Annotated in this window: 27 protein-coding genes; 20 read left to right on the forward strand and 7 right to left on the reverse strand. The window is 72.6% G+C overall.

What is annotated here, in order from left to right; translation table 11 throughout:
- Positions 1 to 272 precede the first annotated feature (272 nt).
- The 3 genes from rplM (at position 273) to glmM (ending at position 2,740) form a co-directional block, all read left to right on the forward strand.
- Entirely contained in the window at positions 273 to 716 is a 444-nt protein-coding gene (gene rplM / locus ACIRF8_RS02195; RefSeq protein WP_404209941.1) for a 50S ribosomal protein L13, read from the forward strand.
- Positions 717 to 758: 42 nt separating this feature from the next.
- Positions 759 to 1,280, forward strand: coding sequence for a 30S ribosomal protein S9 (rpsI, locus tag ACIRF8_RS02200; RefSeq protein WP_018528376.1), 522 nt, complete (start codon positions 759 to 761; stop codon positions 1,278 to 1,280).
- A 101-nt stretch (positions 1,281 to 1,381) separates the two neighbouring features.
- Complete coding sequence (gene glmM, locus ACIRF8_RS02205; protein ID WP_404209943.1) at positions 1,382 to 2,740, forward strand: phosphoglucosamine mutase; 1,359 nt, start codon at positions 1,382 to 1,384, stop codon at positions 2,738 to 2,740.
- On the opposite strand, the gene ACIRF8_RS02210 is transcribed toward glmM, so the two are convergent.
- Positions 2,737 to 3,687 (reverse strand): DUF389 domain-containing protein, encoded by a 951-nt coding sequence (locus ACIRF8_RS02210; RefSeq protein ID WP_404209945.1) that lies wholly within the window; start codon positions 3,685 to 3,687, stop codon positions 2,737 to 2,739. The genes glmM and ACIRF8_RS02210 overlap by 4 nt on opposite strands.
- Before the next feature lie 18 nt (positions 3,688 to 3,705).
- Positions 3,706 to 4,716, reverse strand: coding sequence for a type I pantothenate kinase (gene coaA, locus ACIRF8_RS02215; protein WP_404209947.1), 1,011 nt, complete (start codon positions 4,714 to 4,716; stop codon positions 3,706 to 3,708).
- Positions 4,717 to 4,899: 183 nt separating this feature from the next.
- Between coaA and ACIRF8_RS02220 the strand changes: the two genes are divergently transcribed.
- The 3 genes from ACIRF8_RS02220 to ACIRF8_RS02230 all read left to right on the forward strand — a co-directional run bounded on the left by ACIRF8_RS02220 (position 4,900) and on the right by ACIRF8_RS02230 (position 7,525).
- Positions 4,900 to 5,151, forward strand: a complete 252-nt coding sequence (locus ACIRF8_RS02220; RefSeq protein ID WP_404209949.1) for a hypothetical protein — start codon at positions 4,900 to 4,902, stop codon at positions 5,149 to 5,151.
- A 94-nt stretch (positions 5,152 to 5,245) separates the two neighbouring features.
- Positions 5,246 to 7,093: a glutamine--fructose-6-phosphate transaminase (isomerizing) gene (glmS, locus tag ACIRF8_RS02225; RefSeq protein WP_404209951.1), complete on the forward strand. Its 1,848-nt coding sequence runs from the start codon at positions 5,246 to 5,248 to the stop codon at positions 7,091 to 7,093.
- Between the two features lie 60 nt (positions 7,094 to 7,153).
- Positions 7,154 to 7,525 (forward strand): holo-ACP synthase, encoded by a 372-nt coding sequence (locus ACIRF8_RS02230; RefSeq protein WP_404209953.1) that lies wholly within the window; start codon positions 7,154 to 7,156, stop codon positions 7,523 to 7,525.
- 137 nt (positions 7,526 to 7,662) lie between these two features.
- On the opposite strand, the gene ACIRF8_RS02235 is transcribed toward ACIRF8_RS02230, so the two are convergent.
- From ACIRF8_RS02235 to ACIRF8_RS02245, 3 genes are read right to left on the reverse strand one after another with little or no spacing between them, the layout of a single operon-like run.
- Complete coding sequence (locus ACIRF8_RS02235; RefSeq protein WP_404209955.1) at positions 7,663 to 9,111, reverse strand: NAD(P)H-hydrate dehydratase; 1,449 nt, start codon at positions 9,109 to 9,111, stop codon at positions 7,663 to 7,665.
- 1 nt (position 9,112) lies between these two features.
- Positions 9,113 to 9,946: an alpha/beta fold hydrolase gene (locus ACIRF8_RS02240; protein ID WP_404209957.1), complete on the reverse strand. Its 834-nt coding sequence runs from the start codon at positions 9,944 to 9,946 to the stop codon at positions 9,113 to 9,115.
- Complete coding sequence (locus ACIRF8_RS02245) at positions 9,943 to 10,524, reverse strand: TetR-like C-terminal domain-containing protein (protein ID WP_404212224.1); 582 nt, start codon at positions 10,522 to 10,524, stop codon at positions 9,943 to 9,945. Before ACIRF8_RS02245 ends, ACIRF8_RS02240 begins: the two co-directional genes overlap by 4 nt.
- Before the next feature lie 202 nt (positions 10,525 to 10,726).
- Between ACIRF8_RS02245 and alr the strand changes: the two genes are divergently transcribed.
- The 4 genes from alr to ACIRF8_RS02265 all read left to right on the forward strand — a co-directional run bounded on the left by alr (position 10,727) and on the right by ACIRF8_RS02265 (position 14,121).
- The gene (alr, locus tag ACIRF8_RS02250; RefSeq protein WP_404209959.1) at positions 10,727 to 11,926 is read left to right on the forward strand and encodes an alanine racemase; all 1,200 of its coding nucleotides are present in this window, start codon (positions 10,727 to 10,729) and stop codon (positions 11,924 to 11,926) included.
- Positions 11,927 to 12,010: 84 nt separating this feature from the next.
- Positions 12,011 to 13,261: an alpha/beta fold hydrolase gene (locus tag ACIRF8_RS02255; RefSeq protein WP_404209960.1), complete on the forward strand. Its 1,251-nt coding sequence runs from the start codon at positions 12,011 to 12,013 to the stop codon at positions 13,259 to 13,261.
- Complete coding sequence (tsaE, locus tag ACIRF8_RS02260; protein WP_404209962.1) at positions 13,224 to 13,760, forward strand: tRNA (adenosine(37)-N6)-threonylcarbamoyltransferase complex ATPase subunit type 1 TsaE; 537 nt, start codon at positions 13,224 to 13,226, stop codon at positions 13,758 to 13,760. The genes ACIRF8_RS02255 and tsaE overlap by 38 nt, the downstream gene beginning before the upstream one ends.
- A 235-nt stretch (positions 13,761 to 13,995) precedes the next feature.
- The gene (locus ACIRF8_RS02265) at positions 13,996 to 14,121 is read left to right on the forward strand and encodes a hypothetical protein (RefSeq protein WP_404209964.1); all 126 of its coding nucleotides are present in this window, start codon (positions 13,996 to 13,998) and stop codon (positions 14,119 to 14,121) included.
- Positions 14,122 to 14,164: 43 nt separating this feature from the next.
- Here ACIRF8_RS02265 and ACIRF8_RS02270 read toward each other — a convergent pair whose 3' ends face one another.
- On the reverse strand, positions 14,165 to 14,701 hold the full coding sequence (locus ACIRF8_RS02270; protein ID WP_404209966.1) for a hypothetical protein: 537 nt from the start codon (positions 14,699 to 14,701) through the stop codon (positions 14,165 to 14,167).
- 165 nt (positions 14,702 to 14,866) lie between these two features.
- Here ACIRF8_RS02270 and tsaB point away from each other — a divergent pair, with 165 nt between their 5' ends.
- From tsaB to ACIRF8_RS02305, 7 genes are all read left to right on the forward strand, one after another.
- Complete coding sequence (gene tsaB / locus ACIRF8_RS02275) at positions 14,867 to 15,523, forward strand: tRNA (adenosine(37)-N6)-threonylcarbamoyltransferase complex dimerization subunit type 1 TsaB (protein ID WP_404209967.1); 657 nt, start codon at positions 14,867 to 14,869, stop codon at positions 15,521 to 15,523.
- Between the two features lie 23 nt (positions 15,524 to 15,546).
- Positions 15,547 to 16,065 carry a ribosomal protein S18-alanine N-acetyltransferase gene (gene rimI / locus ACIRF8_RS02280; RefSeq protein WP_404212226.1) on the forward strand — a complete coding sequence of 173 codons (519 nt, stop codon included), beginning with the start codon at positions 15,547 to 15,549 and terminating at the stop codon, positions 16,063 to 16,065.
- Complete coding sequence (tsaD, locus tag ACIRF8_RS02285; protein WP_404209969.1) at positions 16,058 to 17,155, forward strand: tRNA (adenosine(37)-N6)-threonylcarbamoyltransferase complex transferase subunit TsaD; 1,098 nt, start codon at positions 16,058 to 16,060, stop codon at positions 17,153 to 17,155. Before rimI ends, tsaD begins: the two co-directional genes overlap by 8 nt.
- Entirely contained in the window at positions 17,152 to 17,400 is a 249-nt protein-coding gene (locus ACIRF8_RS02290) for a hypothetical protein (protein WP_404209971.1), read from the forward strand. Before tsaD ends, ACIRF8_RS02290 begins: the two co-directional genes overlap by 4 nt.
- Positions 17,401 to 17,516: 116 nt before the next feature.
- Complete coding sequence (locus ACIRF8_RS02295; RefSeq protein WP_404212228.1) at positions 17,517 to 18,512, forward strand: LCP family protein; 996 nt, start codon at positions 17,517 to 17,519, stop codon at positions 18,510 to 18,512.
- A gap of 191 nt (positions 18,513 to 18,703) precedes the next feature.
- Entirely contained in the window at positions 18,704 to 19,060 is a 357-nt protein-coding gene (locus tag ACIRF8_RS02300) for a YciI family protein (RefSeq protein ID WP_404212230.1), read from the forward strand.
- Positions 19,061 to 19,167: 107 nt separating this feature from the next.
- Complete coding sequence (locus tag ACIRF8_RS02305; RefSeq protein ID WP_404212232.1) at positions 19,168 to 20,391, forward strand: RNA polymerase sigma factor; 1,224 nt, start codon at positions 19,168 to 19,170, stop codon at positions 20,389 to 20,391.
- A 12-nt stretch (positions 20,392 to 20,403) separates the two neighbouring features.
- Here the strand turns inward: ACIRF8_RS02305 and ACIRF8_RS02310 are convergent, their stop codons facing one another.
- Positions 20,404 to 21,612, reverse strand: coding sequence for a methyltransferase domain-containing protein (locus ACIRF8_RS02310; protein WP_404212234.1), 1,209 nt, complete (start codon positions 21,610 to 21,612; stop codon positions 20,404 to 20,406).
- 82 nt (positions 21,613 to 21,694) lie between these two features.
- On the opposite strand from ACIRF8_RS02310, the gene ACIRF8_RS02315 reads away from it, so the two are divergent.
- The 3 genes from ACIRF8_RS02315 to groL all read left to right on the forward strand — a co-directional run bounded on the left by ACIRF8_RS02315 (position 21,695) and on the right by groL (position 24,925).
- Entirely contained in the window at positions 21,695 to 22,648 is a 954-nt protein-coding gene (locus ACIRF8_RS02315; RefSeq protein WP_404209973.1) for a polysaccharide deacetylase family protein, read from the forward strand.
- Positions 22,649 to 22,874: 226 nt separating this feature from the next.
- Positions 22,875 to 23,183, forward strand: a complete 309-nt coding sequence (gene groES, locus ACIRF8_RS02320; RefSeq protein ID WP_108013273.1) for a co-chaperone GroES — start codon at positions 22,875 to 22,877, stop codon at positions 23,181 to 23,183.
- Between the two features lie 119 nt (positions 23,184 to 23,302).
- Entirely contained in the window at positions 23,303 to 24,925 is a 1,623-nt protein-coding gene (gene groL, locus ACIRF8_RS02325; protein WP_404209976.1) for a chaperonin GroEL, read from the forward strand.
- The last annotated feature ends 179 nt before the right edge of the window (positions 24,926 to 25,104 follow it).

Consider the following 25,104-nt stretch of genomic DNA (forward strand, 5'->3'; position numbering starts at 1 on the left):
GGGGCGCATCTTAGACGCCCCTCCGACGGGGCCGCTCCGGAGCCGAGGTCCGAGCACGTTTTGACCCATCCGGGGCGGCCCGGGTATTCTGCCTAGTCGTTGTGTGTATTGGCTTGCTCATCCTCAGGTGAGAGGCCGGTACGCAGGTTCCCTGGAGCAGTTACCAGTGGGCGGCATACGGGCGCTGAAACCGGCACTGTCGTCCCCAGCTGCACGATCGCTTCAGTGATGCCATGTTTCAGCACCCATCCACTGAAGAAGAAGGCTGCGAAGTGCGTACGTACAGCCCCAAGCCCGGCGATGTGACTCGCCAGTGGCACGTCATTGACGCGCAGGACGTCGTCCTGGGACGTCTGGCCACCACTGCCGCGAACCTCCTCCGCGGCAAGCACAAGCCGACCTATGCCCCGCACATGGACATGGGCGACTTCGTCATCATCATCAACGCCGACAAGGTTCACCTGTCCGGCAACAAGAAGACCCAGAAGATGGCCTACCGCCACTCCGGCTACCCGGGCGGTCTGCGCTCCGTGCGCTACGACGACCTCCTGGCGAACAACCCGGAGAAGGCCGTCGAGAAGGCCGTCAAGGGCATGATCCCCAAGAACACCCTGGGCCGTCAGATGCTCTCGAAGCTGAAGGTCTACTCGGGCGACACGCACCCGCACGCTGCCCAGCAGCCGGTGCCGTTCGAGATCACCCAGGTCGCGCAGTAGTTCCGGCCACCCCCTAAGACAGAAAAGAATCTGAGGAGAATCGTGGCCGAGACCACTGCCGAGACGCCGGTCGAAGAGACCGAGATCGTCGACGTCGAGAGCTACACCACCGAGTCGGACGCGCCCGTCGAGGGCGAGTACACCTCGGAGTCCAACCCGGCGCGCTTCGGTGACCCGCAGCCCGCCGCCGGCCTGGGCCGCCGCAAGAACGCCATCGCGCGCGTTCGCATCGTGCCCGGCACCGGCAAGTGGAAGGTCAACGGGCGCACGCTCGAGGACTACTTCCCGAACAAGGTCCACCAGCAGGAAGTCAACGAGCCCTTCAAGGTGCTTGAGCTCGACGGTCGCTACGACGTCATCGCCCGTATCTCGGGTGGCGGCGTCTCCGGTCAGGCCGGTGCCCTGCGCCTCGGCGTGGCCCGCGCGCTGAACGAGGCCGACGTGGACAACAACCGCCCGGCGCTGAAGAAGGCCGGTTACCTCAAGCGTGACGACCGTGCGGTCGAGCGCAAGAAGGCCGGTCTCAAGAAGGCCCGTAAGGCTCCGCAGTACAGCAAGCGCTAAATCTCGCTGCCTGCTCGTCTTTTCCTGTTCGCCCCGGCGGCACTTCGCGTGCCGCCGGGGCGTTCGGCTTATGGATCACGTGAAGTTTCGGAGGACATCTAGTGGGACGACTCTTCGGCACCGACGGCGTGCGCGGCGTCGCCAACGCGGATCTGACGGCCGAGCTGGCGCTCGGGCTCTCCGTCGCCGCGGCGCACGTACTCGGTGAGGCCGGCACCTTCGCGGGACACCGTCCGGTGGCGGTCGTCGGACGTGATCCGCGGGCCTCGGGCGAGTTCCTGGAGGCCGCGGTCGTCGCGGGCCTGGCGAGTGCCGGTGTCGATGTCCTGCGCGTCGGTGTGCTGCCCACCCCCGCGGTGGCGTATCTCACCGGAGCGCTGGAAGCCGACCTCGGCGTGATGCTCTCCGCGAGCCACAACGCCATGCCGGACAACGGCATCAAGTTCCTCGCGCGCGGCGGCCACAAGCTGGACGACGCCCTGGAGGAGCGCATCGAGGACGTCTACGAGCAGCACCGCACCGGTGAGCCGTGGGACCGCCCGACCGGGTCCGGCGTCGGCCGCGTGAAGCGTTACGACGAGGGCTTCGACCAGTACGTCGCCCACCTCCTCGGGGTCCTGCCGAACCGGCTCGACGGCCTGAAGATCGTCCTCGACGAGGCGCACGGTGCCGCCTCCCGCGTCTCGCCCGAGGCGTTCGCGCGCGCGGGCGCCGACATCGTCACGATCGGCGCCGAGCCCGACGGGCTCAACATCAACGACGGCTGCGGTTCGACCCACCTCGACCTGCTGAAGGCCGCCGTCGTCGAGCACGAGGCCGACTTCGGTATCGCGCACGACGGCGACGCCGACCGGTGCCTGGCCGTGGACCACACGGGCTCCGAGGTCGACGGCGACCAGATCATGGCCGTCCTCGCCCTCGCGATGCGCGAGCGCGGCGCCCTGCGCCAGGACACCGTTGTCGCGACCGTCATGTCGAACCTCGGCTTCAAGCTGGCCATGGAGCGCGAGGGCATCACCTGCGTGCAGACCGCGGTCGGCGACCGGTACGTCCTGGAGTCGATGAAGAGCCACGGTTACGCGCTCGGCGGCGAGCAGTCCGGACACGTCATCGTGCTCGACCACGCCACGACCGGCGACGGCACGCTGACCGGGCTGCTGCTCGCGGCGCGGGTCGCGCAGACCGGCCGCAGCCTCAAGGACCTCGCCGCCGTCATGGAGCGGCTGCCGCAGGTCCTCATCAACGTCCCGGACGTGGACAAGTCCCGGGTCACCACCTCCGCCGAGCTGACCACGGCCGTCGCCGACGCCGAGCGCGAGCTGGGCGCCACCGGGCGGGTACTGCTGCGCTCCTCCGGCACCGAGCCGCTGGTGCGGGTGATGGTCGAGGCCGCCGACATCGAGCAGGCGCGGGCCGTCGCCGGACGCCTGGCCGACGTCGTGAAGTCGGCGCTGGGCTAACCCAGCCGCGCCTCGCGTGCTCCGCGTCCCCGCTGCCTGGTCCAGAAGAACTTCTGGGCCAGGAGCGTGAGCGTGCCGGCCAGGGCGATGCCCAGCAGGTTCAGCAGGAGCTGCTCGGTCGAGCCCCACATCTGGGCCAGATCGCCGTAGGCCAGGGCGACGGCGGCGTTGGCGGCGGCGGGCACGGTCGTCACCGAGATGGCGACACCCACCAGGGCGCCGGACTTCGCCGAGGTCAGCGAGAGGGTGCCGGCCGCCCCGGCGAGCACCGCCACGATGAACGAGAACCAGTCGGGGGCCCAGACGAACCCCGTGTTGGGGCGGTCGGCCAGCAGCCGGTCCTCGCTGAACAGGCCCACCGCGTCCATGAAGAAGCTGAACCCCACCGTCACCGCCATCGCGACGACGAAGCCGACGACCAGGGCGACCAGCGAGCGCAGGGCGAGGCGCGGGGCGCGCTGCACGAGCGCCGTGCAGAACCCCGCGATGGGGCCGAACTCCGGGCCGACCGCCATGGCGCCCACGATCAGGACGGCGTTGTCGAGCACCACACCGCACGCCGCGATCATGGTGGCTATGACGAGGAACGCCACGTAGGTGACGGTGAGCGTCGACTCCTCGTGCGTGACGTCCGTCAGATGCTCCCAGAGCACCGCGTCCGCGCCCTCGCCCGGAGCGTCGTCCTCCGCCTTGTCGGCGCGCACGGACAGCGACAGGTCGATGTTCTCCACGGCGATCGAACCCGTCCGGTCGATCTCCAGCTCCCGCAGCCCGGCGATGAGCCCGTCCCCGGCCTCCCGGGCGACGTCGCACAGGACGACGTCACCGGCCGGAGCGCGGGCCGCGCCGGGCAGCACCACGAGATGCGTGGTGCCGACCGTGCTTTCGATCAGGCGCACGACGGCGTCCGTCCGACCGGATGGGGTGAGGAGGCGCAAGTGCAGCATGCGCGTACCGTAACCGGACTACAGCTTGCGCAGTCGCAGCCGCTGGACCTTGTGGTCGGGGCCCTTGCGGATCACGAGACCGGCCCGGCCGCGGGTGGGCGCCACGTTCTCCAGCAGGTTGACCTTGTTGATGGTGCTCCAGATCGTGCGCGCGTAGTCCAGGGCCTCCTCCTCCGAGACCTGCGTGTACTTGCGGAAGTACGACGACGGGTCCTGGAAGGCGGTCGCGCGCAGCGCCCGGAACCGGTTGAGGTACCAGCGCTCGATGTCCTCGGCGCGCGCGTCCACGTACACGCTGAAGTCGAAGTAGTCGGCGAGACCGACCCGGGTGCGGCCGTCCTTGCCGGGCAGGGCGGGCTGGAGCACGTTGATGCCCTCGACGATGAGGATGTCGGGGCGGCGCACGGTCAGCTTCTGGTCCGGCACGATGTCGTAGATGAGGTGCGAGTAGACGGGGGCCGTCACCTCGTCCTTGCCCGCCTTGATGTCGGCGACGAACCGGGTCAGGGCGCGCCGGTCGTAGGACTCGGGGAAGCCCTTGCGCGCCATCAGGCCGCGCGCCTCCAGCTCCTTGGTGGGCAGCAGGAAGCCGTCGGTGGTGACGCGTTCCACGCGCGGGTGTTCGGGCCAGCGGGAGAGCAGCGCCTGGAGGAGTCGGGCGACGGTCGACTTGCCGACCGCCACCGAGCCCGCGACCCCTATGACGAAGGGCGTGCCCGCCTGGGACGCCTTCTCGCCGGTGTCGCCGAGGAAGGTGTTGACGGCGCTGCGCAGGCCGTCGGTGGCGCCCACGTACAGATTGAGCAGGCGGGAGAGCGGCAGGTAGATGTCGCGGACCTCGTCGAGGTCGATGACGTCGCCGAGACCGCGCAGCCGCTCCACCTCGTCGGCGGTCAGCGGAAGTGGCGTCTTTTCACGCAGGGCGCTCCACTCGGTGCGGGTGAGGTCGACGTAGGGAGTCGCCTCCGGCTTGTGCCGGTGGGCGCTCCGGGGCGTCGAGTGCAGGGGCTCGGAGACCGGAGAGATCACAGTCCATTGTTACGGCTGTGTGGACGGCGCGGGGGGTGGGGTGCGTCACGCGGCCCAGCGCGACGTCCCGCCTCCCGCCGGTCGTCACGGCTCGCGCACAGCTATGGACGCGGGGTGGAGACAGCGGTAGGTTCCCGGGACCCGTGGTGCGCAGCCGCGTCCGCGGGGCGGGAGGGAACCGTCATGGCCGTACTTCGCTTGCCCGGTTTCGTACGACGGCGGGCCGACGCCGCGCGGCCGACCGACGACTGGGCCGGTCACGTCCGCAGCGAGCTGGCGCTCGAACTGCCCGACGAGGACATCGGCGAGGACCTCGACGACTGCCTCGACTTCTACGAGATGGGCAGCAAGCCGCGCTGCGAGGAGGTCGAGTACCTGGGGCTGGTGCGCGACGCGCGGGACCGGCTCCTGCGGGGAGGCGAGAGGAAACCCTAGGGCCTGTCTTCACATTCCCTCCCCCGGCCGAAGGCTGGGGGACGGCCGGGTGCAAGGCCTCGTACTGGACGTGCTTGGCCCTAGGCTGCGAGCCATGTGCGGAATTGTGGGATATGTGGGCTCGCAGTCGGCCCTTGACGTCGTACTGGCCGGGCTGCGACGGCTGGAGTACCGCGGCTACGACTCGGCTGGTGTGGCCGTGCTCGCCGACGGTTCGCTCGCCGCCGCGAAGAAGGCCGGCAAACTCGCCAACCTGGAGAAAGCGCTGGTGGAGCGGCCCCTGCCGACCGGCGCGACCGGTATCGGGCACACCCGCTGGGCCACCCACGGCGGCCCCACCGACGAGAACGCCCACCCGCACCTGGACAACGCGGGCCGCGTCGCCGTCGTCCACAACGGGATCATCGAGAACTTCGCCGCCCTCCGCGCCGAGCTGGCCGAACGCGGCCACGAACTGGCCTCCGAGACCGACACGGAGGTGGTGGCGCACCTGCTCGCCGAGGCGTTCGCGGACCGCGGGGACCTCGCCGCCTCGATGCGTCTGGTGGCCCGCCGCCTGGAGGGCGCCTTCACGCTGGTCGCGGCGCACGCGGACGTCCCCGACGTGGTCGTGGGGGCCCGGCGGAACTCGCCGCTGGTGGTGGGCGTCGGCGAGGGCGAGGCGTTCCTGGCCTCCGACGTCGCGGCGTTCATCGCGCACACCCGCTCCGCGATCGAACTCGGCCAGGACCAGGTCGTGGAGGTGCGCCCCGACGCGGTGACGGTGACCGACTTCGAAGGGCGCCCCGCCGAGGTCCGCCACTACCACGTCGACTGGGACGCCTCCGCCGCGGAGAAGGGCGGCTACGACTACTTCATGCTCAAGGAGATCGCCGAGCAGCCGAAGGCCGTCGCGGACACGCTCCTCGGCCGGATCGGCGCCGAGGGGCAGCTCACCCTGGACGAGCTGCGCATCCCCACCCAGGTGCTGAAGATGGTCGACAAGGTCGTCATCGTGGCGTGCGGCACGGCGTTCCACGCGGGCCTCATCGCCAAGTACGCCATCGAGCACTGGACGCGGATCCCGTGCGAGGTGGAGCTGGCCAGCGAGTTCCGCTACCGGGACCCGATCCTCGACGCCCGCTCCCTCGTCGTCGCGATCTCGCAGTCAGGCGAGACCATGGACACCCTTATGGCGCTGCGCCACGCGCGCGAACAGGGCGCGACGGTCCTCGCGATCTGCAACACGAACGGCTCGACGATCCCGCGCGAGTCCGACGCGGTGCTCTACACGCACGCGGGCCCCGAGGTCGCGGTCGCCTCCACCAAGGCGTTCCTCACCCAGCTCGTCGCCTGCTACCTGGTCGCGCTCTACCTCGCCCAGGTACGCGGCACCAAGTGGGGCGACGAGATCCTCACGGTCGTACGGGACCTCTCGCGGATCGGCGAGGAGGTCGAACGGGTCCTGGAGACGATGGAACCGGTACGGGAACTGGCCCGTTCGCTGGCCGACCGCGACACCGTGCTCTTCCTCGGACGGCACGTCGGCTACCCGGTGGCCCTCGAAGGCGCCCTCAAGCTCAAGGAACTGGCGTACATGCACGCCGAGGGCTTCGCCGCCGGTGAGCTGAAGCACGGGCCGATCGCACTGATCGAGGAGGGCGTGCCGGTGGTGGTCGTGGTGCCCTCACCGCGTGGCCGTTCCGTCCTCCACGACAAGATGGTCTCCAACATCCAGGAGATCAGGGCGCGCGGCGCGGTGACCATCGTGATCGCGGAGGAGGGCGACGAGGCGGTCGCCCCCTACGCCGACCACCTCGTCCGCGTACCGGCCACCCCCACCCTGCTGCAACCCCTGGTCGCGACGGTGCCGCTCCAGGTCTTCGCCTGCGAACTGGCGACGGCGCGCGGCAACGAGGTGGATCAGCCGCGGAACCTGGCGAAGTCGGTGACGGTGGAGTGACCTGGGGTGCGGGACCGAGAGAGGCGGTCCTTGTCGCTCACCGACCGTAAGGTGCTCGGCATGAGCATCATCGGGGTCGGTATCGACGTGGCCGAGATCGAGCGGTTCGCGGCGTCCCTTGAGCGGACGCCCGGGCTGGCCGATCGGCTGTTCCTCGCGGACGAGCTGACGCTGCCCAGCGGTGAGCGGCGCGGCATCGCCTCGCTCGCCGCGCGCTTCGCCGCGAAGGAGGCCGTCGCCAAGGCGCTGGGCGCACCGGCCGGGCTGCGGTGGACCGACGCGGAGGTCTACGTCGAGGAGAGCGGGCAGCCGCGGCTACGGGTGACGGGGACGGTGGCGGCGCGGGCCGCCGCGCTGGGTGTCGCCGGGTTTCATGTGTCGCTGAGTCATGACGCGGGGGTGGCGTCGGCGGTGGTGGTGGCGGAGGGGTAGCACCGCGGGGTCTTCTCCGTTGCCGGGCGCGGCTTTCGTCGTGGCTGGTCGCGCAGTTCCCCGCGCCCCTGAGCTGCGCACTTCGTGCGCCGTCTCAAAGAGGCGCGTGCGACGCGAAGCCGCATGCTCCAGGGGCGCTAACCCCCCACGACATCCCGCCACACCAGACGGACCGCCGACGCCACGTCCTGCGCCGACACCGGCGCCCCCCGCGCCATCCGCCGCGCCGCGAGCCCGTGCAGGTAGGCGCCGGTCGACGCCGCGTCGACCGGGGCCAGACCCGCCGCCAGCAGGGAACCCGTCAGGCCCGACAGGACGTCACCGCTGCCCGCCGTGGCGAGCCAGGGTGTGCCCGTGGGGTTCACGCGGACCGGGGCGCCGTCCCCGTCCGGTGACGCGATCAGCGTCGTCGAGCCCTTGAGGAGCACCGTCGCCCGGTAGCGCGCCGCCAACTCCCGTACGGACGCGAGGCGTTCACGCTCGACCCGCTGCCGGTCGCAGCCCATCAGCGCTGCCGCCTCCCCGGCGTGCGGGGTCAGGACCGTGGGCGCCGTGCGGGCGCGTACCGCCTCCACGTCGGCGAGCCGCAGGCCGTCCGCGTCGATCAGTACGGGGACGTCCGATGCCAGGACGTCCGAGAGGTTCGCCGTGTCGTCGCCGAGGCCTGGCCCGATCACCCATGACTGGACGCGCCCGGCCTTCGAGGGCGGGCCCGCCGACACCAGGGTCTCCGGGAAGCGGGACAGCACCGCGTCCGCGGCCGGGCCCACGTAGCGGATCGCGCCCGCTCCGCCGTGCAGCGCCCCGGCCGTGGCGAGGACCGCGGCGCCCGGGTAGCGCGCCGAACCGGCGACGACCCCGACCACGCCCCGCTGGTACTTGTCGCTCTCGCCGGTGGGGCGGGGCAGGAGCGCCGCCACGTCGTCGTGCTGGAGAGCTGTCGACGCGGCAGGGTGGACAGGGAGTCCGAGGCCGATGTCGACCAGGCGGAGCGCTCCCGCGTACGCGTGCGCCGGGTCGATGAGCAGCCCGGGTTTGTACGCGCCGAACGTGACCGTCACGTCGGCCCGCACCGCGTCGCCGTGCACCTCGCCCGTGTCCGCGTCCACCCCGCTGGGCAGGTCCACGGCGACCGTGAGGGCCCGCGACTCTGCCGCCAGGGAGGCCAGTCGCGCGGCGCGTGGGCGCAGGCCGCCCTTGCCGCCGATGCCCACGATGCCGTCGACGACGAGGTCGGCCCGGGCCACGGCCGTCTCGGCGGCCTCGGACTCGGCGTCGAGGACCGTGCCCCCGGCCCCCCGCAGCGCCGCGAGGCCCCCCGCGTGGGTCCGCTCGGGCGACAGGGTCAGGGCTGTGACGCCCGCGCCGCGCCGGGCCAGCCGGGCACCTGCGTACAGGGCGTCGCCGCCGTTGTTCCCGGCGCCGATCAGCAGGGCGATCCGCTTGCCGTAGACCTTGCCGGTCAGGTCGGCGCAGGCCGCGGCGAGCCCCGCCGCCGCCCGCTGCATCAGTGCTCCGTCGGGCAGCCGCGCCATCAGCGCGCGTTCCGCGGCCCGGATGGTCTCCACGTCATAGGCAGTGCGCATGTCATCGAGTCTCCCCCAGGAAGTGGCCGCGAAGCAGCTCGGCCGTCTCGGCGGGGTGCGTGGACCAGCCGTTGTGCGCGCCCGGGAACATCGCGAGGGGCAGCCCGAGGCGGTCGGCGAGCAGCGCCGCGGGCCGGTACGGCAGATGGCCCCGCGTGCCCGTGCCGGCCGCCAGGACCAGGCGGTCGGCGACCGCCGCGAGGGCGTCGAGGTCAGGGACGTAGGCGGCGAAGCTGCGGTGCTCGTACCGGAGAGCGAGGGGCGCGTTCGCCGACAGCCGTTCCCTCAGGGTCCGGGCGCGCTCCGGGAGCGGGTCCTGCGGCGGGACCGGCAGCAGCACCGGGCCGACGCCCCGCATGAAGCGCTCGCCCGCTGCCTCCATCCCCTCGGCCGTGAACGTGTCGTACACGTCCTGGAAGAAGGCGAGCTGCTCCGCCGCGTCCGGCAGCACGCTCCACAAGGGCGGCTCGTGGGCCAGCGCCCCGCGCAGCCGCCCGGGGTGGCGGGCCAGCAGGTCGAGGGTGACGATCGCGCCGCTGGACGCGCCGGCCACGTACGCGGGTTCGCCGGGGCCGACCGCGTCCAGCAGGCGCAAGGCGTCGTCCGCGTGGACGTCGACCCGCTGCTCGGTGCGGGGGCCGTCCAGCGTGCTGCGCGAGTATCCGCGCGGGTCGTGCGTGAGCACCGTGAAGGTGGCGGCCAGGGCGTCGGCGACGGGGTCGAGCGCCGCCGCGTCGCCGCCCGCGCCGGGCAGCAGCAGCAGGAGCGGGCCCGCGCCGCGGGTTTCGAGGTGAAGCGTGGCGCCGGGGACGCGGAGCCGGTGGCTGGTGATCAACTGCCCTCTCCTTCCGGCCAGTTGACGAGGGCGGCGTGCAGGGCGCGGATCGCGCGCGCCCAGGTGGCGCCCGCGTCGCGCTGATGGCGGAAGCCGCCCGCGAGTTCGAGGCTGACGAAGCCGTGGAACGTGCTGCGCAGCAACCGGCCCGCGTCGGTCAGGTCCGGCTCGGTGAGGCCGTACCCCTGGAGCAGCGCGTAGGTGCAGGTGAGGTTGCGGCGCAGGGCGGGATGGGCGTCGTAGACGGCGGGGTCGAGCTCCTGTTGCTGGGTCGCCGCGTAGCGGCCGGGGTGGGTGAGGGCGAAAGCGCGGTAGGCGTCGGCGAAGGCGATGAGCGCGTCGCGGCCCGACCGGCCCGCGAGCGCGTCCGCGATCCGGTCGGCGAGGTCGAGCCCGGCGAGGATCGCCACCCGTACCCGCAGGTCGGAGAGGTTCTTGACGTGCGCGTACAGGCTCGCGTCCTTCACGCCGAAGCCGCGGGCGAGCGCCGCGACGGTGATGTGTTCGAAGCCGACGGTGTCCGCGAGGTCGGCGGCTGCCGCCACGACCCGCTCCGTCGTCAGTCCTGCCCTGGCCATCATGTGCGCCGTGCCCCCGCTTCTTCCGTCCCGCCGCCGACCGGACCCATGGCCCATGGCGCCCATCGCCCACTGGCTTCGTTTCCTAGGGGCCCTAGGTTTTTGCTTACGGTACCTAGGTTCGGCCGGGTGGATCAACCGGTTCGGGGTTGTCCACAGGCCACGAGGGCCGACCCGACCGCTCTGAGAGACTGGGCGCACGATGAACGAGAACGTGACTGCCCCGCTCCGCGCCCGCGCCGAGATCGACCTCGGCGCTCTGAGGGCCAATGTGCGGTCCCTGCGTGCCCATGCGCCGGGGGCCGCGTTCATGGCCGTCGTGAAGGCGGACGCGTACGGACACGGCATGATCCCCGTGGCCCGCGCGGCCAAGGAGGCGGGCGCCGACTGGATCGGCACCGCCACCGCGGAGGAGGCCCTGGAACTGCGCGCGGCGGGCCTGCCCGGGCGCATCCTGTGCTGGTTGTGGGTGCCGGGCGGCCCCTGGCGCGAGGCCGTCGAAGCCGATCTGGACGTGTCGGTGAGCGACCTGTGGGCCCTGCGCGAGGTCACGGCCGCGGCCCGCGGGCTCGGCCGCAGCGCCCGCGTCCAGCTCAAGGCCGACACCGGCCTCGGGCGCAACGGATGCCTGCCCGCCGACTGGCCCGAGCTGGTCCGCGAGGCGCTGGAGGCGCAGGAGGCGGGCCTCGTCACGGTCACCGGGCTGTGGTCGCACTTCGCCTGCGCCGACGAGCCGGGCCACCCCGCCACCGCGGCGCAGCTCGCCCGCTTCCACGAGATGGTCGCGTACGCGCAGGGGCAGGGCGTCACCCCGGAGGTCCGCCACATCGCGAACTCGCCGGGCACCCTCACCCTCCCCGAGACCCACTTCGACCTCGTCCGCCCCGGCATCGCCATGTACGGGATCTCGCCCAGTCCCGAGCTGGGCACCTCCGCCGACTTCGGACTGCGTCCCGTCATGACGCTCAAGGCGAGCCTCGCCCTGGTGAAGCACGCGCCGGGCGGATTCGGCATCAGTTACGGCCACCACTACGTCACCCCGGGCGAGACGACCCTCGGACTCGTGCCGCTCGGCTACGCGGACGGCATCCCGCGGCACGCCTCCGGCACCGGCCCGCTCCTGATCGACGGGAAGCGGCGCACGGTCGCGGGGCGGATCGCGATGGACCAGTTCGTCGTCGACCTCGGCGGCGACGAGCCGGTCGCGGGCGACGAGGCGGTGCTGTTCGGCCCGGGCGACGCGGGCGAGCCGACCGCCGAGGACTGGGCGGTGGCGTCGGGCACGATCGCGTACGAGATCGTGACGCGCATCGGTTCCCGGGTACCACGCGTCTACGTGGACGAGAAGGCCGCGGCGGAGGCGTCCGGCGAAGCCGCCGGGGCGGCCGAGGACGGCGCGTGACGCTCCCCATGGGTTGCGCGGGCGCCGCCCGGGCTATGTGAACCACGAACGGATCGGTCCCGGGAGTACCAGGAGGAGCGGCACGTGAGCGAGAGCAGCGCACAGGCCACGGCGGCCGTCGCCGAGGCGGCCGGTGAGGCCGCCGCGGGGAACTGGCGGCGGGCCGGTCTCGCCGGTGCCGCGATAGGCGTGGTGGCCGCGGGTGCCGCCGCCGGGGTCGCCGTGGAGCGGCTGACCGTCGGACGCGGCATGCGCCGCAAGGCCCGGCTGGCCCTGGACGCCGCCGGACCCTACGGCGCGCTGCGCGGCGTCCCGGGCAAGACCCGCGCCGCCGACGGCACCGAGCTGTACTACGAGGTGGACGAGGCCGACCCGGACGGCGGGGACGCCGCGCGGGGGCGCCGCCGCTTCGGCCGCCGGGCCGCGGCCCCCGTCACCGTCGTCTTCAGCCACGGCTACTGCCTCAACCAGGACTCCTGGCACTTCCAGCGCGCGGCCCTGCGCGGCGTCGTGCGCTGCGTGTACTGGGACCAGCGCAGCCATGGCCGCTCCGGGCGCGGCATGGAGCAGAACCCGGTGACCGGGGACGGCGCGCCCGTCTCCATCGACCGGCTCGGCGACGACCTCAAGGCCGTCATCGACGCGGCGGCGCCCGAGGGCCCGCTCGTGCTGGCCGGTCACTCCATGGGCGGCATGACCGTGATGGCCCTGGCGGACCGGTGCCCCGAGCTGATCCGCGACCGCGTCGTGGGCGTGGCCCTCATCGGCACGTCGTCGGGCAATCTCGGCGAGGTCAACTACGGGCTGCCGGTGGCCGGGATGAACGCGGTGCGCCGGGTGCTGCCCGGCGTCCTGAAGGCGTTGGGGCAGCGGGCCGACCTCGTCGAGCGGGGGCGGCGCGCGACGGCGGACCTGTTCGCGGGGATCATCAAGCGGTACTCGTTCGCGACGCGGGACGTGGACCCGGCGATCGCCCGGTTCGCCGAGCGGATGATCGAGGGCACACCGATCGACGTGGTCGCCGAGTTCTATCCGGCCTTCCAGGACCACGACAAGACGGCCGCCCTGAAGCGGTTCGCGGGGCTGCCCGTCCTGGTGCTGGCCGGTGAGCAGGACCTGGTGACGCCGAGCGGGCACAGCGAGGCGATCGCGGCGCTGCTGCCGGACGCCGAGCTCGTCCTGGTGCCGGACGCCGGGCACCTGGTGATGCTGGAGCACCCGGAGACCGTCACGGGCCGCCTCGCGGAGCTGCTGGCCCGCGCGGGTGTCGGGTCGGCAGCCGCTACCGTGGGGAGCCATGGAGACACCGGCAGCACCGCACAGCCCGGCGGCTGAACCCGCCACCCCCGTCACGACCGTCACGGTCACCGTCAACTCCCCGGACGAGATGCGGGAGTTGGGCCTGTCCCTGGCCAAGCGACTACGTCCGGGTGATCTTGTGATGCTCACCGGTGAGCTGGGCGCGGGCAAGACGACACTGACCCGCGGGCTCGGCGCGGGGCTCGGCGTGCGCGGGGACGTGACCTCGCCGACCTTCGTGATCGCCCGGGTGCACCCGCCGCTGGCCGAAGGACCGGCCCTGGTCCACGTCGACGCGTACCGGCTCGGCGGCGGACTCGACGAGATGGAGGACCTCGACCTCGACGTGTCCCTGCCGGACTCCGTCGTCGTCGTGGAGTGGGGCGACGGCAAGGTCGAGGAGCTCTCCGAGAGCCGGCTGCACGTCCTCATCGACCGGGCGACCGGCGACACCACGGACGAGGTGCGCGCGGTGACGCTCAAGGGCATCGGGGAGCGCTGGACCCAGGCCGACCTGACCTCGCTCACCGGCTGAACCGCCCGCCCCCGACCACCTGCCCGAACGCCTTCGAAGGACGTATCCCGACAACGTGTCGGCACCATGTTGCGCGGCGCGTCGTCGGCGTGTTCACATGGAGACCGAACTTAGTTAGGTCTACCTAACCACGCCTGCTCGGGAGGCGCACATGTCGGCTTCGGAACGTGTAGTGCGGCGCACCGCGCCGACGTCGGGGCGGGAACTCGGGCGCGGGGGGGCGAGAGGGGTGTCGATGGGGGACCTGCTGGCGTCCTGCGCGGCGGCACGGGCGGTGTCGACCCCGCCGAGGCCGCATCAGGCGGCGGCGCCCCGGCCGACCGGCCCGCGCCAGGAAGAGACGGTCCCCGAGCGCGCCTGAGCGTGCCCGGGGGTGAGCGGGAGCGCCCGCGGGCGCTCCGCCGTCACGGGACGACGACGACCTTGCGGCCGTGCGTGGCGAACTCCCACATCGCGGCGCCGTCCGCCCGCGACTCCCGGATGCCGCCGGTCTGCTTCGCCGGGTCGGGCGACGGCGTCGAGCCGTCCACGGCCGCGCTGAACCCGACCGGCACCCCGCCCGCGCTCGCGAACCGCACGACGTGCTCGATCGGCACCCCGTCGGTGCCGGTGACGGAACCGGAGCGCGACGTCACCGCGTAGTTGCCGGGCGCGGGGTCCACCGTGCCGGGCGTCACCCGGTAGGTGCGCCGCGCCTTGCCGTCACCGCCGACCAGCCAGACCCGGTCGGCGCCCAGCGCGTAGACGACGCGCTCGCCGGTCCCGGATCTCGCGGGCAGCGCCACCGGGCCCGCCTTGTCCTTGCCCTTCGGCGCGGGGGACGCCGACGCGGACGGGGAGGCACCGGGCTTCGACGTGCCGAGGTGCGCCGGCGCGTTCGCCGAGGCCTGGTACGCGAGGAAGCCGACCGCGGCGAGCGCGCCCGCGGTCAGCGCGGTCACGATTCCGGTGCTGCTCCGTGCCACCAGATGCCTGCCTCTCAAGTACGCATGCACGTATGTACGACGCCAGTGACGGCCCTACGTGACGGTAGCAGCCGGGACCGACAGCCCCCGGTTGCCGCAGGAGCGGACGTGGCCCCCCTCGCGTAGCCGTAGGCTGTTCGCGTGCTGTTGCTCGCCGTGGATACCGCCACCCCCGCCGTCACCGTCGCCCTGCACGACGGCTCGGCCACCGTCGCCGAGTCGAACCAGGTCGACGCCCGCAGACACGGGGAACTGCTGCTGCCCGCCGTCGACCGTGTGCTCGCCGAGGCCGGCGTGGGGCTCGACGCCGTCACCGGGATCGTCGTGGGCGTGGGCCCGGGACCGTACACCGGACTGCGCGTCGGCCTGATGACCGCCGACACCTTCGGGCTCGCGCTCGGCGTCCCCGTGTACGGACTGTGCACGCTGGACGGCCTCGCCTACGCGGCCGGGGAGGTCGGGGGCCCCTTCGTGGTGGCCACCGACGCGCGGCGCAAGGAGGTCTACTGGGCGCGCTACGAGGACCGCCGCACCCGGGTCACCGAAGCCGCCGTCGACCGGCCCGCCGACATCGCCGAGGCGGTCGCGGGACTGCCCGCGGTCGGCGCGGGCGCGCTGCTCTACCCCGACACGTTCACCGATCCGCGCGGCCCCGAGCACGTCTTCGCCGCCGCGCTCGCCGCGCTCGCCGCGGAGCGACTCGCGGCCGGTGCGGAGCTGCTCGACCCCCGCCCTCTCTACCTGCGCCGCCCCGACGCGCAGGTCCCCAAGAACTACAAGGTGGTCACCCCCAAGTGACAGGGACGGCCGAACTGCGCGAGATGCGCTGGTGGGACATCGATCCCGTGCTCGCCCTGGAGAAGGACCTCTTCCCGGACGACGCCTGGTCGCGCGGCATGTTCTGGTCCGAGCTCGCCCACGCGCGCGGAGTCGGCTCGACGCGGCGCTACGTCGTCGCGTACGAGGACGACCGGCTCGTCGGCTACGGCGGACTCGCCGCGTCCGGGACCGCCTCGGACGGCGGCTCCGCCGAGGCCGCCGACATCCAGACCATCGCCGTCGCCCGCGACCACTGGGGCACCGGCCTCGGCGCCCGGCTGCTCACCGAGCTCCTGCGGCACGCCACCGCCTTCGAGGTCGCCGAGGTGATGCTGGAGGTCCGCGTCGACAACACGCGGGCGCAGAAGCTCTACGAGCGCTTCGGCTTCGAACCGATCGGCTTCCGCCGCGGCTACTACCAGCCGGGCAACGTGGACGCCCTCGTGATGCGCCTGACCACCACCCAGGAGCCCGCACCCGCCACCCCCGTACCAGGAACTGAAGAGAAGAACCATGGCTGACGAACCGCTCGTCCTCGGTATCGAGACCTCCTGCGACGAGACCGGCGTCGGCATCGTCCGCGGCACCACCCTGCTCGCCGACGCCGTCGCCTCCAGCGTCGACGAGCATGCCCGCTTCGGCGGCGTCGTGCCCGAGGTCGCCTCCCGCGCGCACCTGGAGGCGATGGTCCCGACGATCCGGCGTGCCCTGAAGGACGCGGGCATCACCGCGAAGGACCTCGACGGGATCGCCGTCACCGCGGGCCCCGGCCTCGCGGGCGCGCTGCTGGTCGGCGTCTCGGCGGCGAAGGCGTACGCGTACGCCCTCGGCAAGCCCCTCTACGGCGTCAACCACCTGGCCTCGCACATCTGCGTCGACCAGCTCGAACACGGTCCGCTGCCCGAGCCGACGATGGCGCTGCTGGTCTCCGGCGGCCACTCCTCGCTCCTGCTGTCGAGCGACATCACCGCCGACGTACGGCCGCTCGGCGCGACCATCGACGACGCGGCGGGCGAGGCGTTCGACAAGGTCGCGCGCGTGCTGAACCTCGGCTTCCCCGGCGGCCCGGTCATCGACCGGTACGCGAAGGAGGGCGACCCGGACGCGATCGCCTTCCCGCGCGGCCTGACGGGCCCGCGCGACGCGGCGTACGACTTCTCCTTCTCCGGCCTCAAGACGGCCGTGGCCCGCTGGATCGAGGCCAAGCGGGCGGCGGGCGAGGAGGTGCCGGTGCGTGACGTGTCGGCGTCGTTCCAGGAGGCGGTCGTCGACGTGCTGACCCGCAAGGCGGTGCGCGCCTGCAAGGACGAGGGCGTCGACCACCTCATGATCGGCGGCGGTGTCGCCGCCAACTCCCGGCTGCGGGCCCTCGCCGAGGAGCGCTGCGAGCGGGCCGGTGTCCGGCTGCGCGTCCCCCGCCCCAAGCTGTGCACGGACAACGGGGCGATGGTTGCCGCGCTCGGCGCCGAGATGGTGGCGAGGAACCGGGAGCCCTCGTCCTGGGACCTGTCCGCGGACTCGTCGCTCCCGGTGACGGAACCGCACGTGCCCGGCCACCACCACGACCACGACCACGTGCACGAGGTCAGCAAGGAGAACCTGTACTCGTGAGCGTCGCGCTGATGTGGGAGGCCCGGGCCGTCGAGGGCCGCGGCGATGAGCTGCTGTCCTGGGTCCGGGAACAGGCCCTGGATCGGGAGCCGGTGCGCCGCGAGACGCTGCGCGCGCCGCAGGACCGCGTACTCGTGATCACCTGGTGGGACGCGGAGTACGACGCCGATCTGCCCGAACTGCCCGAGCCGGGGCCCGAGTTGGTGACGCGGACCGTGCACAGGTGGCGTTTCGAAGCGGTCTGACGCGGTCTGAGAACCGTCTGAGATTTCCGAAAGCGTGGGCCAAGTGGTTTACCGCTGTAATAATTCGGACTTAAGTTCCCCGTGTGACTGAGCAGAAACGGTTCCGTGCGCGTGCGGTGAAGGTGGTGGCGGTCGCCTTCGGCTGTGTCCTCGTGCTCGGCGGAGCGGGCGCGGGGTGGCTCTACTGGCACCTCGACCGCAACATCCACAGCGTCGACATCGACGGCGCCCTCGGCGACGACCGCCCCGCCAGGCCGGTGGCCGCCGCCTCCCCCTCGGCGACCGCGGCCGCGCGCCCGGTCGACACGAGCGTCCTCAACCTCCTGGTCCTGGGCTCCGACTCACGCACCGGCGAGGAGAACAAGGCGCTCGGCGGCGGCGACAGCGGCGGCGCCCGCTCCGACACCGCGATGGTCGTGCACCTGGACGCCGGGCGCACCTCCGCGACGGTGGTGAGCATCCCCCGCGACACCCTCGTCGAACGCCCCTCCTGCCCGACGGAGTCCGGTGGCACGAGCGCGGTCGCGTACGGCGTCATGTTCAACAGCGCCTACGCGCTGGGCGGTCCGGTCTGCGCGGTCAAGACCGTCGAGCACCTCACCGGGGTGCGCATGGACCACTACCTGGAGGTCGACTTCGCGGGGTTCGCGAAGCTGGTGGACGCGCTCGGCGGGGTGGACGTCACCACGGGCGAGGCGATCGACGACGACCTCAGCCACCTCCACCTGGAGGCGGGCGACCACCACCTCGACGGCGCCCAGGCCCTCGCCTTCGCCCGCACCCGGCACGGCGTCGGCGACGGCAGCGACCTGGGGCGCATCAAACTCCAGCAGCAGTTGGTGAAAGCGCTGATGAGCAAGGTCTCCGCCGACGGCCTGCTGACCGACCCGGCCCGCCTCTACACGGTCGCCGACGCGGCCACCGGCAGCCTCACCGCGGACACCGGACTCGACTCCCTCGCCGAACTCACCGGCCTGGCCCGCAGCCTCGGCGACCTGACGGCGGACTCGGTCAGGACGGTCGTGATGCCGGTCGTACGGGCCCCCTCGGACGCGAACCGGGTGGTGGCGGACGAACCGGAGGCGGGAAAGCTGTGGGAGTCGCTGCGCTGACCGCGGGCACGGGCCTGACCTGCTGCAACGCCCGCGCCCTGCGCCGCGTCGAAAAAACTTGGGAAGAATGCGGCGGCCGTGTCGATCCGGCCGCCGCCCGTTCGACGCAGGAGTTGAGAGGCCGGGAACGAACCCCGGCCGACGCGAAGAAGCCCGTTCGCGACGCCCGGCAAGAAACACAGGAGACGACCGTGCCCCGCTACCTGACGATGGTCCGCATCGACGAGCAGAACGCCCCCGCCGAGGGCCCCAGCGAAGGACTCATGCAGCGCATGGGCGCCCTCATCGAGGAGATGACGAAGGCCGGTGTGCTGCTCGACACGGCCGGTCTGACCCCGACCGCGCAGGGCAAGCGCGTGCGCTACGAGAAGGGCGACATCACCGTCACCGACGGCCCCTTCACCGAGTCCAAGGAGGTCATCGGCGGCTACGCGATCATCCAGGCGAAGGACGAGGCCGAGGCCCTCGAATGGACCACCCGGTTCCTCAAGGTCCACGAGGAGCACTGGACGATCACCTCCGAGGTCCGCGAGATCGCCGAGGGCTGAGCGCCCCGGGACCTTGGCGGCGGGTCCTGGGCGGTGTCTGATGGTGGGCTGTGACCGAGCCACCCGCCCACGCCGCCACCACCCGCGCCATCGAGACCGTCTTCCGCATGGAGGCCCCGCGCATCATCGCGGCCGTCACCCGCGTCGTGCGCGACGTCGGCATCGCGGAGGAACTGGCGCAGGACGCGCTGGTCGCCGCCCTGGAGCAGTGGCCGGTGACCGGCGTCCCCGAAAGGCCGGGCGGCTGGCTCACCGCCGTCGCCCGGCGCCGCGCCGTGGACCTGGTGCGGCGCCGCGAGAACTACGCGCGCAAGCTCCAGGAGGTGGGCAGGGCGACGGAGTTCGCGTACGAGGCGCCGGTCGCCGCCGACCCCGACGACATCGACGACGACCTGCTGCGCCTCGTCTTCATGAGCTGCCACCCGGTGCTGTCCGCCGAGTCCCGCGTCGCGCTGACCCTGCGGTTGCTCGGCGGTCTGACCACCGCCGAGACGGCCCGCGCGGTGCTCGCCCCCGAACCGACCGTCGCCCAGCGCATCGTGCGCGCCAAGCGCACCCTCGCCACGCGCAACGTCGCCTTCGAGGTGCCGACGGGCCCCGACCGCGAGGCCCGGCTCGGCTCGGTCCTGGAGGTCATCTACCTCATCTTCAACGAGGGCTACGCGGCCACGGCCGGTGACGACTACCTCCGGCCAGGCCTGTGCGAGGACGCCCTGCGGCTCGCCCGGGTCCTCCAGGCGCTCATGCCGGGCGAGCCCGAAGTGCACGGCCTGGCCGCGCTGTTGGAGCTCCAGTCGTCCCGCGCCGCCGCCCGCACGGGAGCCGACGGTGCGCCCGTCCTGCTCCGGGACCAGAACCGCGGGCGCTGGAACATGCTGCTGATCCGGCGCGGCTTCGCGGCACTGACCCGCGCCGACGCGGTGGCATCCGGTCCGCCCGGCCCGTACGTCCTCCAGGCCGCGATCGCCGCGTGCCACGCCCGCGCCGCTACGTACGAGGAGACCAACTGGGCGCAGATCGCCACCCTTTACGGTCTCCTCGCGGCCCGCGCGCCGTCACCGGTGGTGGAGCTGAACCGGGCGGTGGCCGTGTCGATGGTGGAGGGTCCCGGCGCGGCGCTCGCCCTCGTGGACGCGCTCGCGGGCGAACCGGCGCTGCGGGGCTACCACTTGCTGCCGAGCGTGCGCGGTGACCTGCTGGAACGGCTGGGCCGCACGGCGGAGGCGCGGGCGGAGTACGGGCGCGCGGCCTCCCTGACCCGCAACGAACGCGAGAGACAGTTCCTGCTGGGCCGGTCGCGGCCGGAAGGGGCCCCGCCGTCGGGACCGTGACCCGCGTCCGGCTCAGCGCGCGGGGGAGCCCACCAGCATGGTCGGGGCGCCGCCGACCCGGGTCAGGAACACGGTCGCCGACCGCTTCCCGAACGGCTTCGGCATGACCTTGCGCCGCAACTCCTCCGGCTCGACGGCCGAGCCCCGCTTCTTCACGGTCAGCACCCCGACCTCCCGCTCCCGCAGCAGCGCCTTCAGCTTCTTCACGTTGAACGGGAGGCGGTCGGTGATCTCGTAGGCGGAGGCGTACGGGGTCGGGCGCAGCTCGTCCGCCGTCACGTAGGCGATCGTCTCGTCGATGAGCCCGCCGCCGACCTCCTCGGCGACCTCGGCGACGAGATGGGCGCGGATGACGGCGCCGTCCGGCTCGTACAGGTACCGCCCCACGGCCCGCACCCCGGGGTCCGGCAGCCCGCGCCCGACCAGGCGCCGGGGCCCCGGCAGCAGCGTGGCCCCCATCCGTCCCGGCTCCGTGCCGAACCACAGGACGGCCTCCTTCACGTCCCCGCCGTCCGAGATCCACTCGGCCTCCGCCCCCGGCGGGATCGCCTCGTGCGGAATGCCGGGCGCGATCTTCAGCGCGGCGTGCGGCGCCGAGAGCGCGGCGGAGACGGCCCAGGACAGCGGCGGGGAGTAGTTCTCGGGGTCGAAGATCCGGCCGCGCCCCGCCGAGCGCCGGGCCGGGTCCACGAAGACGGCGTCGTACGCGGCCGTGTCCACCTCGGTGACGTCCGCCTCCCGTACGTCGATGAGGCCGGCGAGCCCGAGCGCCTCGGCGTTGGCCCGCGCCACCGCGCACGTCGCCGGGTCCCGGTCCACGGCGAGGACCGAGATCCCCGCGCGGGCCAGCGCGATCGCGTCGCCGCCGATGCCGCAGCACAGGTCGGCGACGGAGCGGACCCCGAGGGCGCGGAACGACTCGGCGCGGTGGGCGGCCACACTCGTCCGGGTCGCCTGCTCGACCCCGTTCGGCGTGAAGTACATGCGGGCCGCGTCCTCGGGCCCGAACTTCGCCGCCGCCCGCTGCCGCAGCCGCGCCTGGGCGAGCGCCGCCGAGACGAGTTCGGCCGGGTGCTCGCGGCGCAGCCGGGTGGCGAGCGCGAGCTCCCGCGCCGGATCGTGGTCGCGCAACGCGTCGAGCAGGGTCTGCCCCTCGGGGGTGAGGAGGGCGAGGAGGGCGCGGGCGTCAGCGGAGGGGGAGAAGGAGCTCACCCGGACCATTGTGGGCCAGTCGGAGGACGGGCCGCGCACGGCGGCGGTGTCGTCCCCCGATCACGCCCTTGAGCTGCGAGGATCCGGCGCCATGCCACTAGTACGACAAGCTGAGGAAGCCGCTCCGAAGCCGTCTCGCACCCGCCCCGGACGCCGCCGCGCCCTCGGCTCGTACGCCACCGGGCGCGGGACCGGGCGGGTACGGCGCGCGCTCGTCTGCGCGCTGGCCGCCGCCCTGCTCAGCGGTTGCGCACAGTCCGTGGACCCGATCGAACGCATGGGCAGGAAGGCCGCGCAGAAGGTCCGGCACCATGCGGCGGCCGGGCGGGCCGACGCGGCCGGTGGACCCGGAGTGCCGGGCGCCCCTGGCGCCCCGGCCCGCGCCACCACGGTCCCGCCCGTCGACGCCCACCGCCGCTGGGGCCTCGCCGCGCCGTTGGCTCCCGCGCCGGCCCCCCCGGCCCGCCGGATCGTCCGGCCGCGGACCCGGGGCACGCTGCCCCGGGTCGTCGGGCGCGTCCCCACCCGGGACAAGGTCGTCTTCCTCGTCCTCGACGAGAACGCGGACGAAGACCCCCGCTTCGTCGACCTGGTCCGCGATCTGCGCCTGCCGGTCTCGGTGTTCCTCACGCGCGCGGTCGCGGGCCCCGGCCGCGACGGGTTCGGCCGGCTCCGCGCGCTCGGTGCCGGGATCGGGAACCGCACGCTCACCCACCCGTTCCTGCCCGGCCTCGGTCACGTGGGGCAGCACGCCGAGATCTGCGGCCAGCAGGAGCGCCTGAAGGACCGCTTCGGCGTGGCCCCGCGACTGCTCCGCCCGCCCTACGACGCCTACGACGCCGAGACGCTGCGGGCGGCGGGCGACTGCGGCATCGACGCGATCGTCCTGGGGCGGCCCGTCGCCGACACCGGGCGGCTGCGCCCCGGCGACATCGTCCCGGCCGAGGCACACGGCGGCACGACCCTCACCGAGGTGACCGTGCGCCTCCTCCGCCGCGTCCAGGGGCAGGGTCTGACGGTGGGGCGCCTGGAGGACTACCTCTAAGGCGTCCCGTACGCGCCGCCCCGGCGCCCGAAAAGCGCGCCACCTCCGGACGTAATTGGCACTCCGCTTGACCGAGTGCTAATCGCGGTCATAGTCTCGGCCCTGGCACTCCCCACTGGAGAGTGCCAACAGCGACGGGCAGGTCCGGCACCCGCGACGACGGATCCACCTGGTCGCCACCTCAGACTCTTAACCCCGTGAGATCTCCGAAGGGGGAGACCGGATCGTGACGACCGCCAGCTCCAAGGTTGCCATCAAGCCGCTCGAGGACCGCATTGTGGTCCAGCCGCTCGACGCCGAGCAGACCACGGCCTCCGGCCTGGTCATTCCGGACACCGCGAAGGAGAAGCCCCAGGAGGGCGTCGTCCTCGCCGTGGGCCCGGGGCGCTTCGAGAACGGCGAGCGTCTGCCGCTCGACGTGAACACCGGCGACATCGTGCTGTACAGCAAGTACGGCGGCACCGAGGTCAAGTACAACGGCGAGGAGTACCTCGTCCTCTCGGCCCGTGACGTCCTCGCGATCGTCGAGAAGTAACCAAGCCGAGTAGCAGCTTTTGATGTGAATTGCGCCCCTGGCACCCGCGATCGTAAAGAGCCGGGGTCAGGGGCGTGATTCGTTCACCCCTAGTTTTTCGAGAGGGCTGAAACGCTCCCATGCCGAAGATCCTGAAGTTTGACGAGGACGCCCGTCGCGCCCTCGAGCGCGGCGTCAACAAGCTTGCCGACACGGTCAAGGTGACGATCGGCCCCAAGGGCCGCAACGTCGTCATCGACAAGAAGTTCGGCGCGCCCACCATCACCAACGACGGTGTGACCATCGCCCGCGAGGTCGAGGTCGAGGACCCCTACGAGAACCTCGGCGCGCAGCTCGTGAAGGAGGTGGCGACCAAGACCAACGACATCGCGGGTGACGGCACCACCACCGCCACCGTGCTCGCCCAGGCCCTGGTCAAGGAAGGCCTGCGCAACGTTGCCGCCGGTGCCTCCCCGGCCGCCCTGAAGAAGGGCATCGACGCCGCCGTCAAGGCCGTCTCCGAGGACCTGCTCGCCACGGCGCGCCCGATCGACGAGAAGTCCGACATCGCGGCCGTCGCCGGTCTGTCCGCCCAGGACAGCCAGGTCGGCGAGCTCATCGCCGAGGCCATGGACAAGGTCGGCAAGGACGGTGTCATCACCGTCGAGGAGTCCAACACCTTCGGTCTGGAGCTCGACTTCACCGAGGGCATGGCCTTCGACAAGGGCTACCTGTCCCCGTACTTCGTCACCGACCAGGAGCGTATGGAGGCCGTCCTCGACGACCCGTACATCCTGATCCACCAGGGCAAGATCGGCTCCATCCAGGACCTGCTCCCGCTCCTGGAGAAGGTCATCCAGGCCGGCGGCTCCAAGCCCCTCCTCATCATCGCCGAGGACGTCGAGGGCGAGGCCCTGTCGACCCTGGTCGTGAACAAGATCCGCGGCACGTTCAACGCCGTCGCGGTCAAGGCCCCCGGCTTCGGTGACCGCCGCAAGGCGATGCTCCAGGACATGGCCACCCTCACCGGTGCCACCGTCATCGCCGAGGAGGTCGGCCTCAAGCTCGACCAGGCCGGTCTGGACGTGCTCGGCTCCGCGCGCCGCGTGACCATCACCAAGGACGACACCACGATCGTCGACGGTGGCGGCAGCCACGACGAGGTCGTCGGCCGGGTCAACCAGATCAAGGCCGAGATCGAGAACACGGACTCCGACTGGGACCGCGAGAAGCTCCAGGAGCGCCTCGCGAAGCTCGCTGGCGGCGTCTGCGTGATCAAGGTCGGTGCCGCGACCGAGGTCGAGCTCAAGGAGAAGAAGCACCGTCTGGAGGACGCCATCTCCGCGACCCGCGCCGCGGTCGAGGAGGGCATCGTCTCCGGTGGTGGCTCCGCGCTCGTCCACGCCGTCAAGGTGCTTGAGGGCGGCCTCGGCAAGGAGGGCGACGAGGCCACCGGTGTCGCCGTCGTCCGCCGCGCCGCCGTCGAGCCGCTGCGCTGGATCGCCGAGAACGCGGGCCTCGAGGGCTACGTCATCGTCTCCAAGGTCGCCGAGCTCGACAAGGGCTTCGGTTACAACGCCGCGACCGGCGAGTACGGCGACCTGGTCAAGGCCGGCGTCATCGACCCGGTCAAGGTGACGCGCTCCGCGCTGGAGAACGCCGCGTCCATCGCCTCCCTGCTCCTGACGACCGAGACCCTGGTCGTCGAGAAGCCGGCCGAGGAAGAGCCCGAGGCCGGTCACGGCCACGGTCACTCGCACTGACCCGTCGCATTTTCGAGGCCCGGCTCCCCGTCGCGGGGAGCCGGGCCTCGGCGCGTCCGGACGTGCGTCTGCCGTGAGCTGTCGGTTCGTCGGGTGCGGGTCTCGTCGTGGGGGGGGGGGGGGGGGGGGGGGGGGGCGCGGGCGCGCGCCCGCGCCGCCCCCCCCCCCCCCCCCCCCCC

The organism is Streptomyces sp. NPDC102406 (assembly GCF_044765725.1).
Taxonomy (GTDB): Bacteria; Actinomycetota; Actinomycetes; order Streptomycetales; family Streptomycetaceae; genus Streptomyces.

What these genes read in the sequence shown, in the direction of transcription:
- ACIRF8_RS02265 (WP_404209964.1), top strand. Translation starts at nt 13,996, where the DNA reads ATGGGGGACCTGCTGGCGTCCTGCGCGGCGGCACGGGCGGTGTCGACC.
- ACIRF8_RS02315 (WP_404209973.1), top strand. Translation starts at nt 21,695, where the DNA reads ATGCCACTAGTACGACAAGCTGAGGAAGCCGCTCCGAAGCCGTCTCGC.
- glmS (WP_404209951.1), top strand. Translation starts at nt 5,246, where the DNA reads ATGTGCGGAATTGTGGGATATGTGGGCTCGCAGTCGGCCCTTGACGTC.
- ACIRF8_RS02230 (WP_404209953.1), top strand. Translation starts at nt 7,154, where the DNA reads ATGAGCATCATCGGGGTCGGTATCGACGTGGCCGAGATCGAGCGGTTC.
- ACIRF8_RS02310 (WP_404212234.1), bottom strand. Translation starts at nt 21,612, where the DNA reads ATGGTCCGGGTGAGCTCCTTCTCCCCCTCCGCTGACGCCCGCGCCCTC.
- rimI (WP_404212226.1), top strand. Translation starts at nt 15,547, where the DNA reads ATGCGCTGGTGGGACATCGATCCCGTGCTCGCCCTGGAGAAGGACCTC.
- tsaE (WP_404209962.1), top strand. Translation starts at nt 13,224, where the DNA reads ATGGAGACACCGGCAGCACCGCACAGCCCGGCGGCTGAACCCGCCACC.
- alr (WP_404209959.1), top strand. Translation starts at nt 10,727, where the DNA reads ATGAACGAGAACGTGACTGCCCCGCTCCGCGCCCGCGCCGAGATCGAC.
- groL (WP_404209976.1), top strand. Translation starts at nt 23,303, where the DNA reads ATGCCGAAGATCCTGAAGTTTGACGAGGACGCCCGTCGCGCCCTCGAG.
- ACIRF8_RS02305 (WP_404212232.1), top strand. Translation starts at nt 19,168, where the DNA reads ATGGAGGCCCCGCGCATCATCGCGGCCGTCACCCGCGTCGTGCGCGAC.
- ACIRF8_RS02220 (WP_404209949.1), top strand. Translation starts at nt 4,900, where the DNA reads ATGGCCGTACTTCGCTTGCCCGGTTTCGTACGACGGCGGGCCGACGCC.
- tsaD (WP_404209969.1), top strand. Translation starts at nt 16,058, where the DNA reads ATGGCTGACGAACCGCTCGTCCTCGGTATCGAGACCTCCTGCGACGAG.
- ACIRF8_RS02245 (WP_404212224.1), bottom strand. Translation starts at nt 10,524, where the DNA reads ATGGCCAGGGCAGGACTGACGACGGAGCGGGTCGTGGCGGCAGCCGCC.
- ACIRF8_RS02210 (WP_404209945.1), bottom strand. Translation starts at nt 3,687, where the DNA reads ATGCTGCACTTGCGCCTCCTCACCCCATCCGGTCGGACGGACGCCGTC.
- ACIRF8_RS02235 (WP_404209955.1), bottom strand. Translation starts at nt 9,111, where the DNA reads ATGCGCACTGCCTATGACGTGGAGACCATCCGGGCCGCGGAACGCGCG.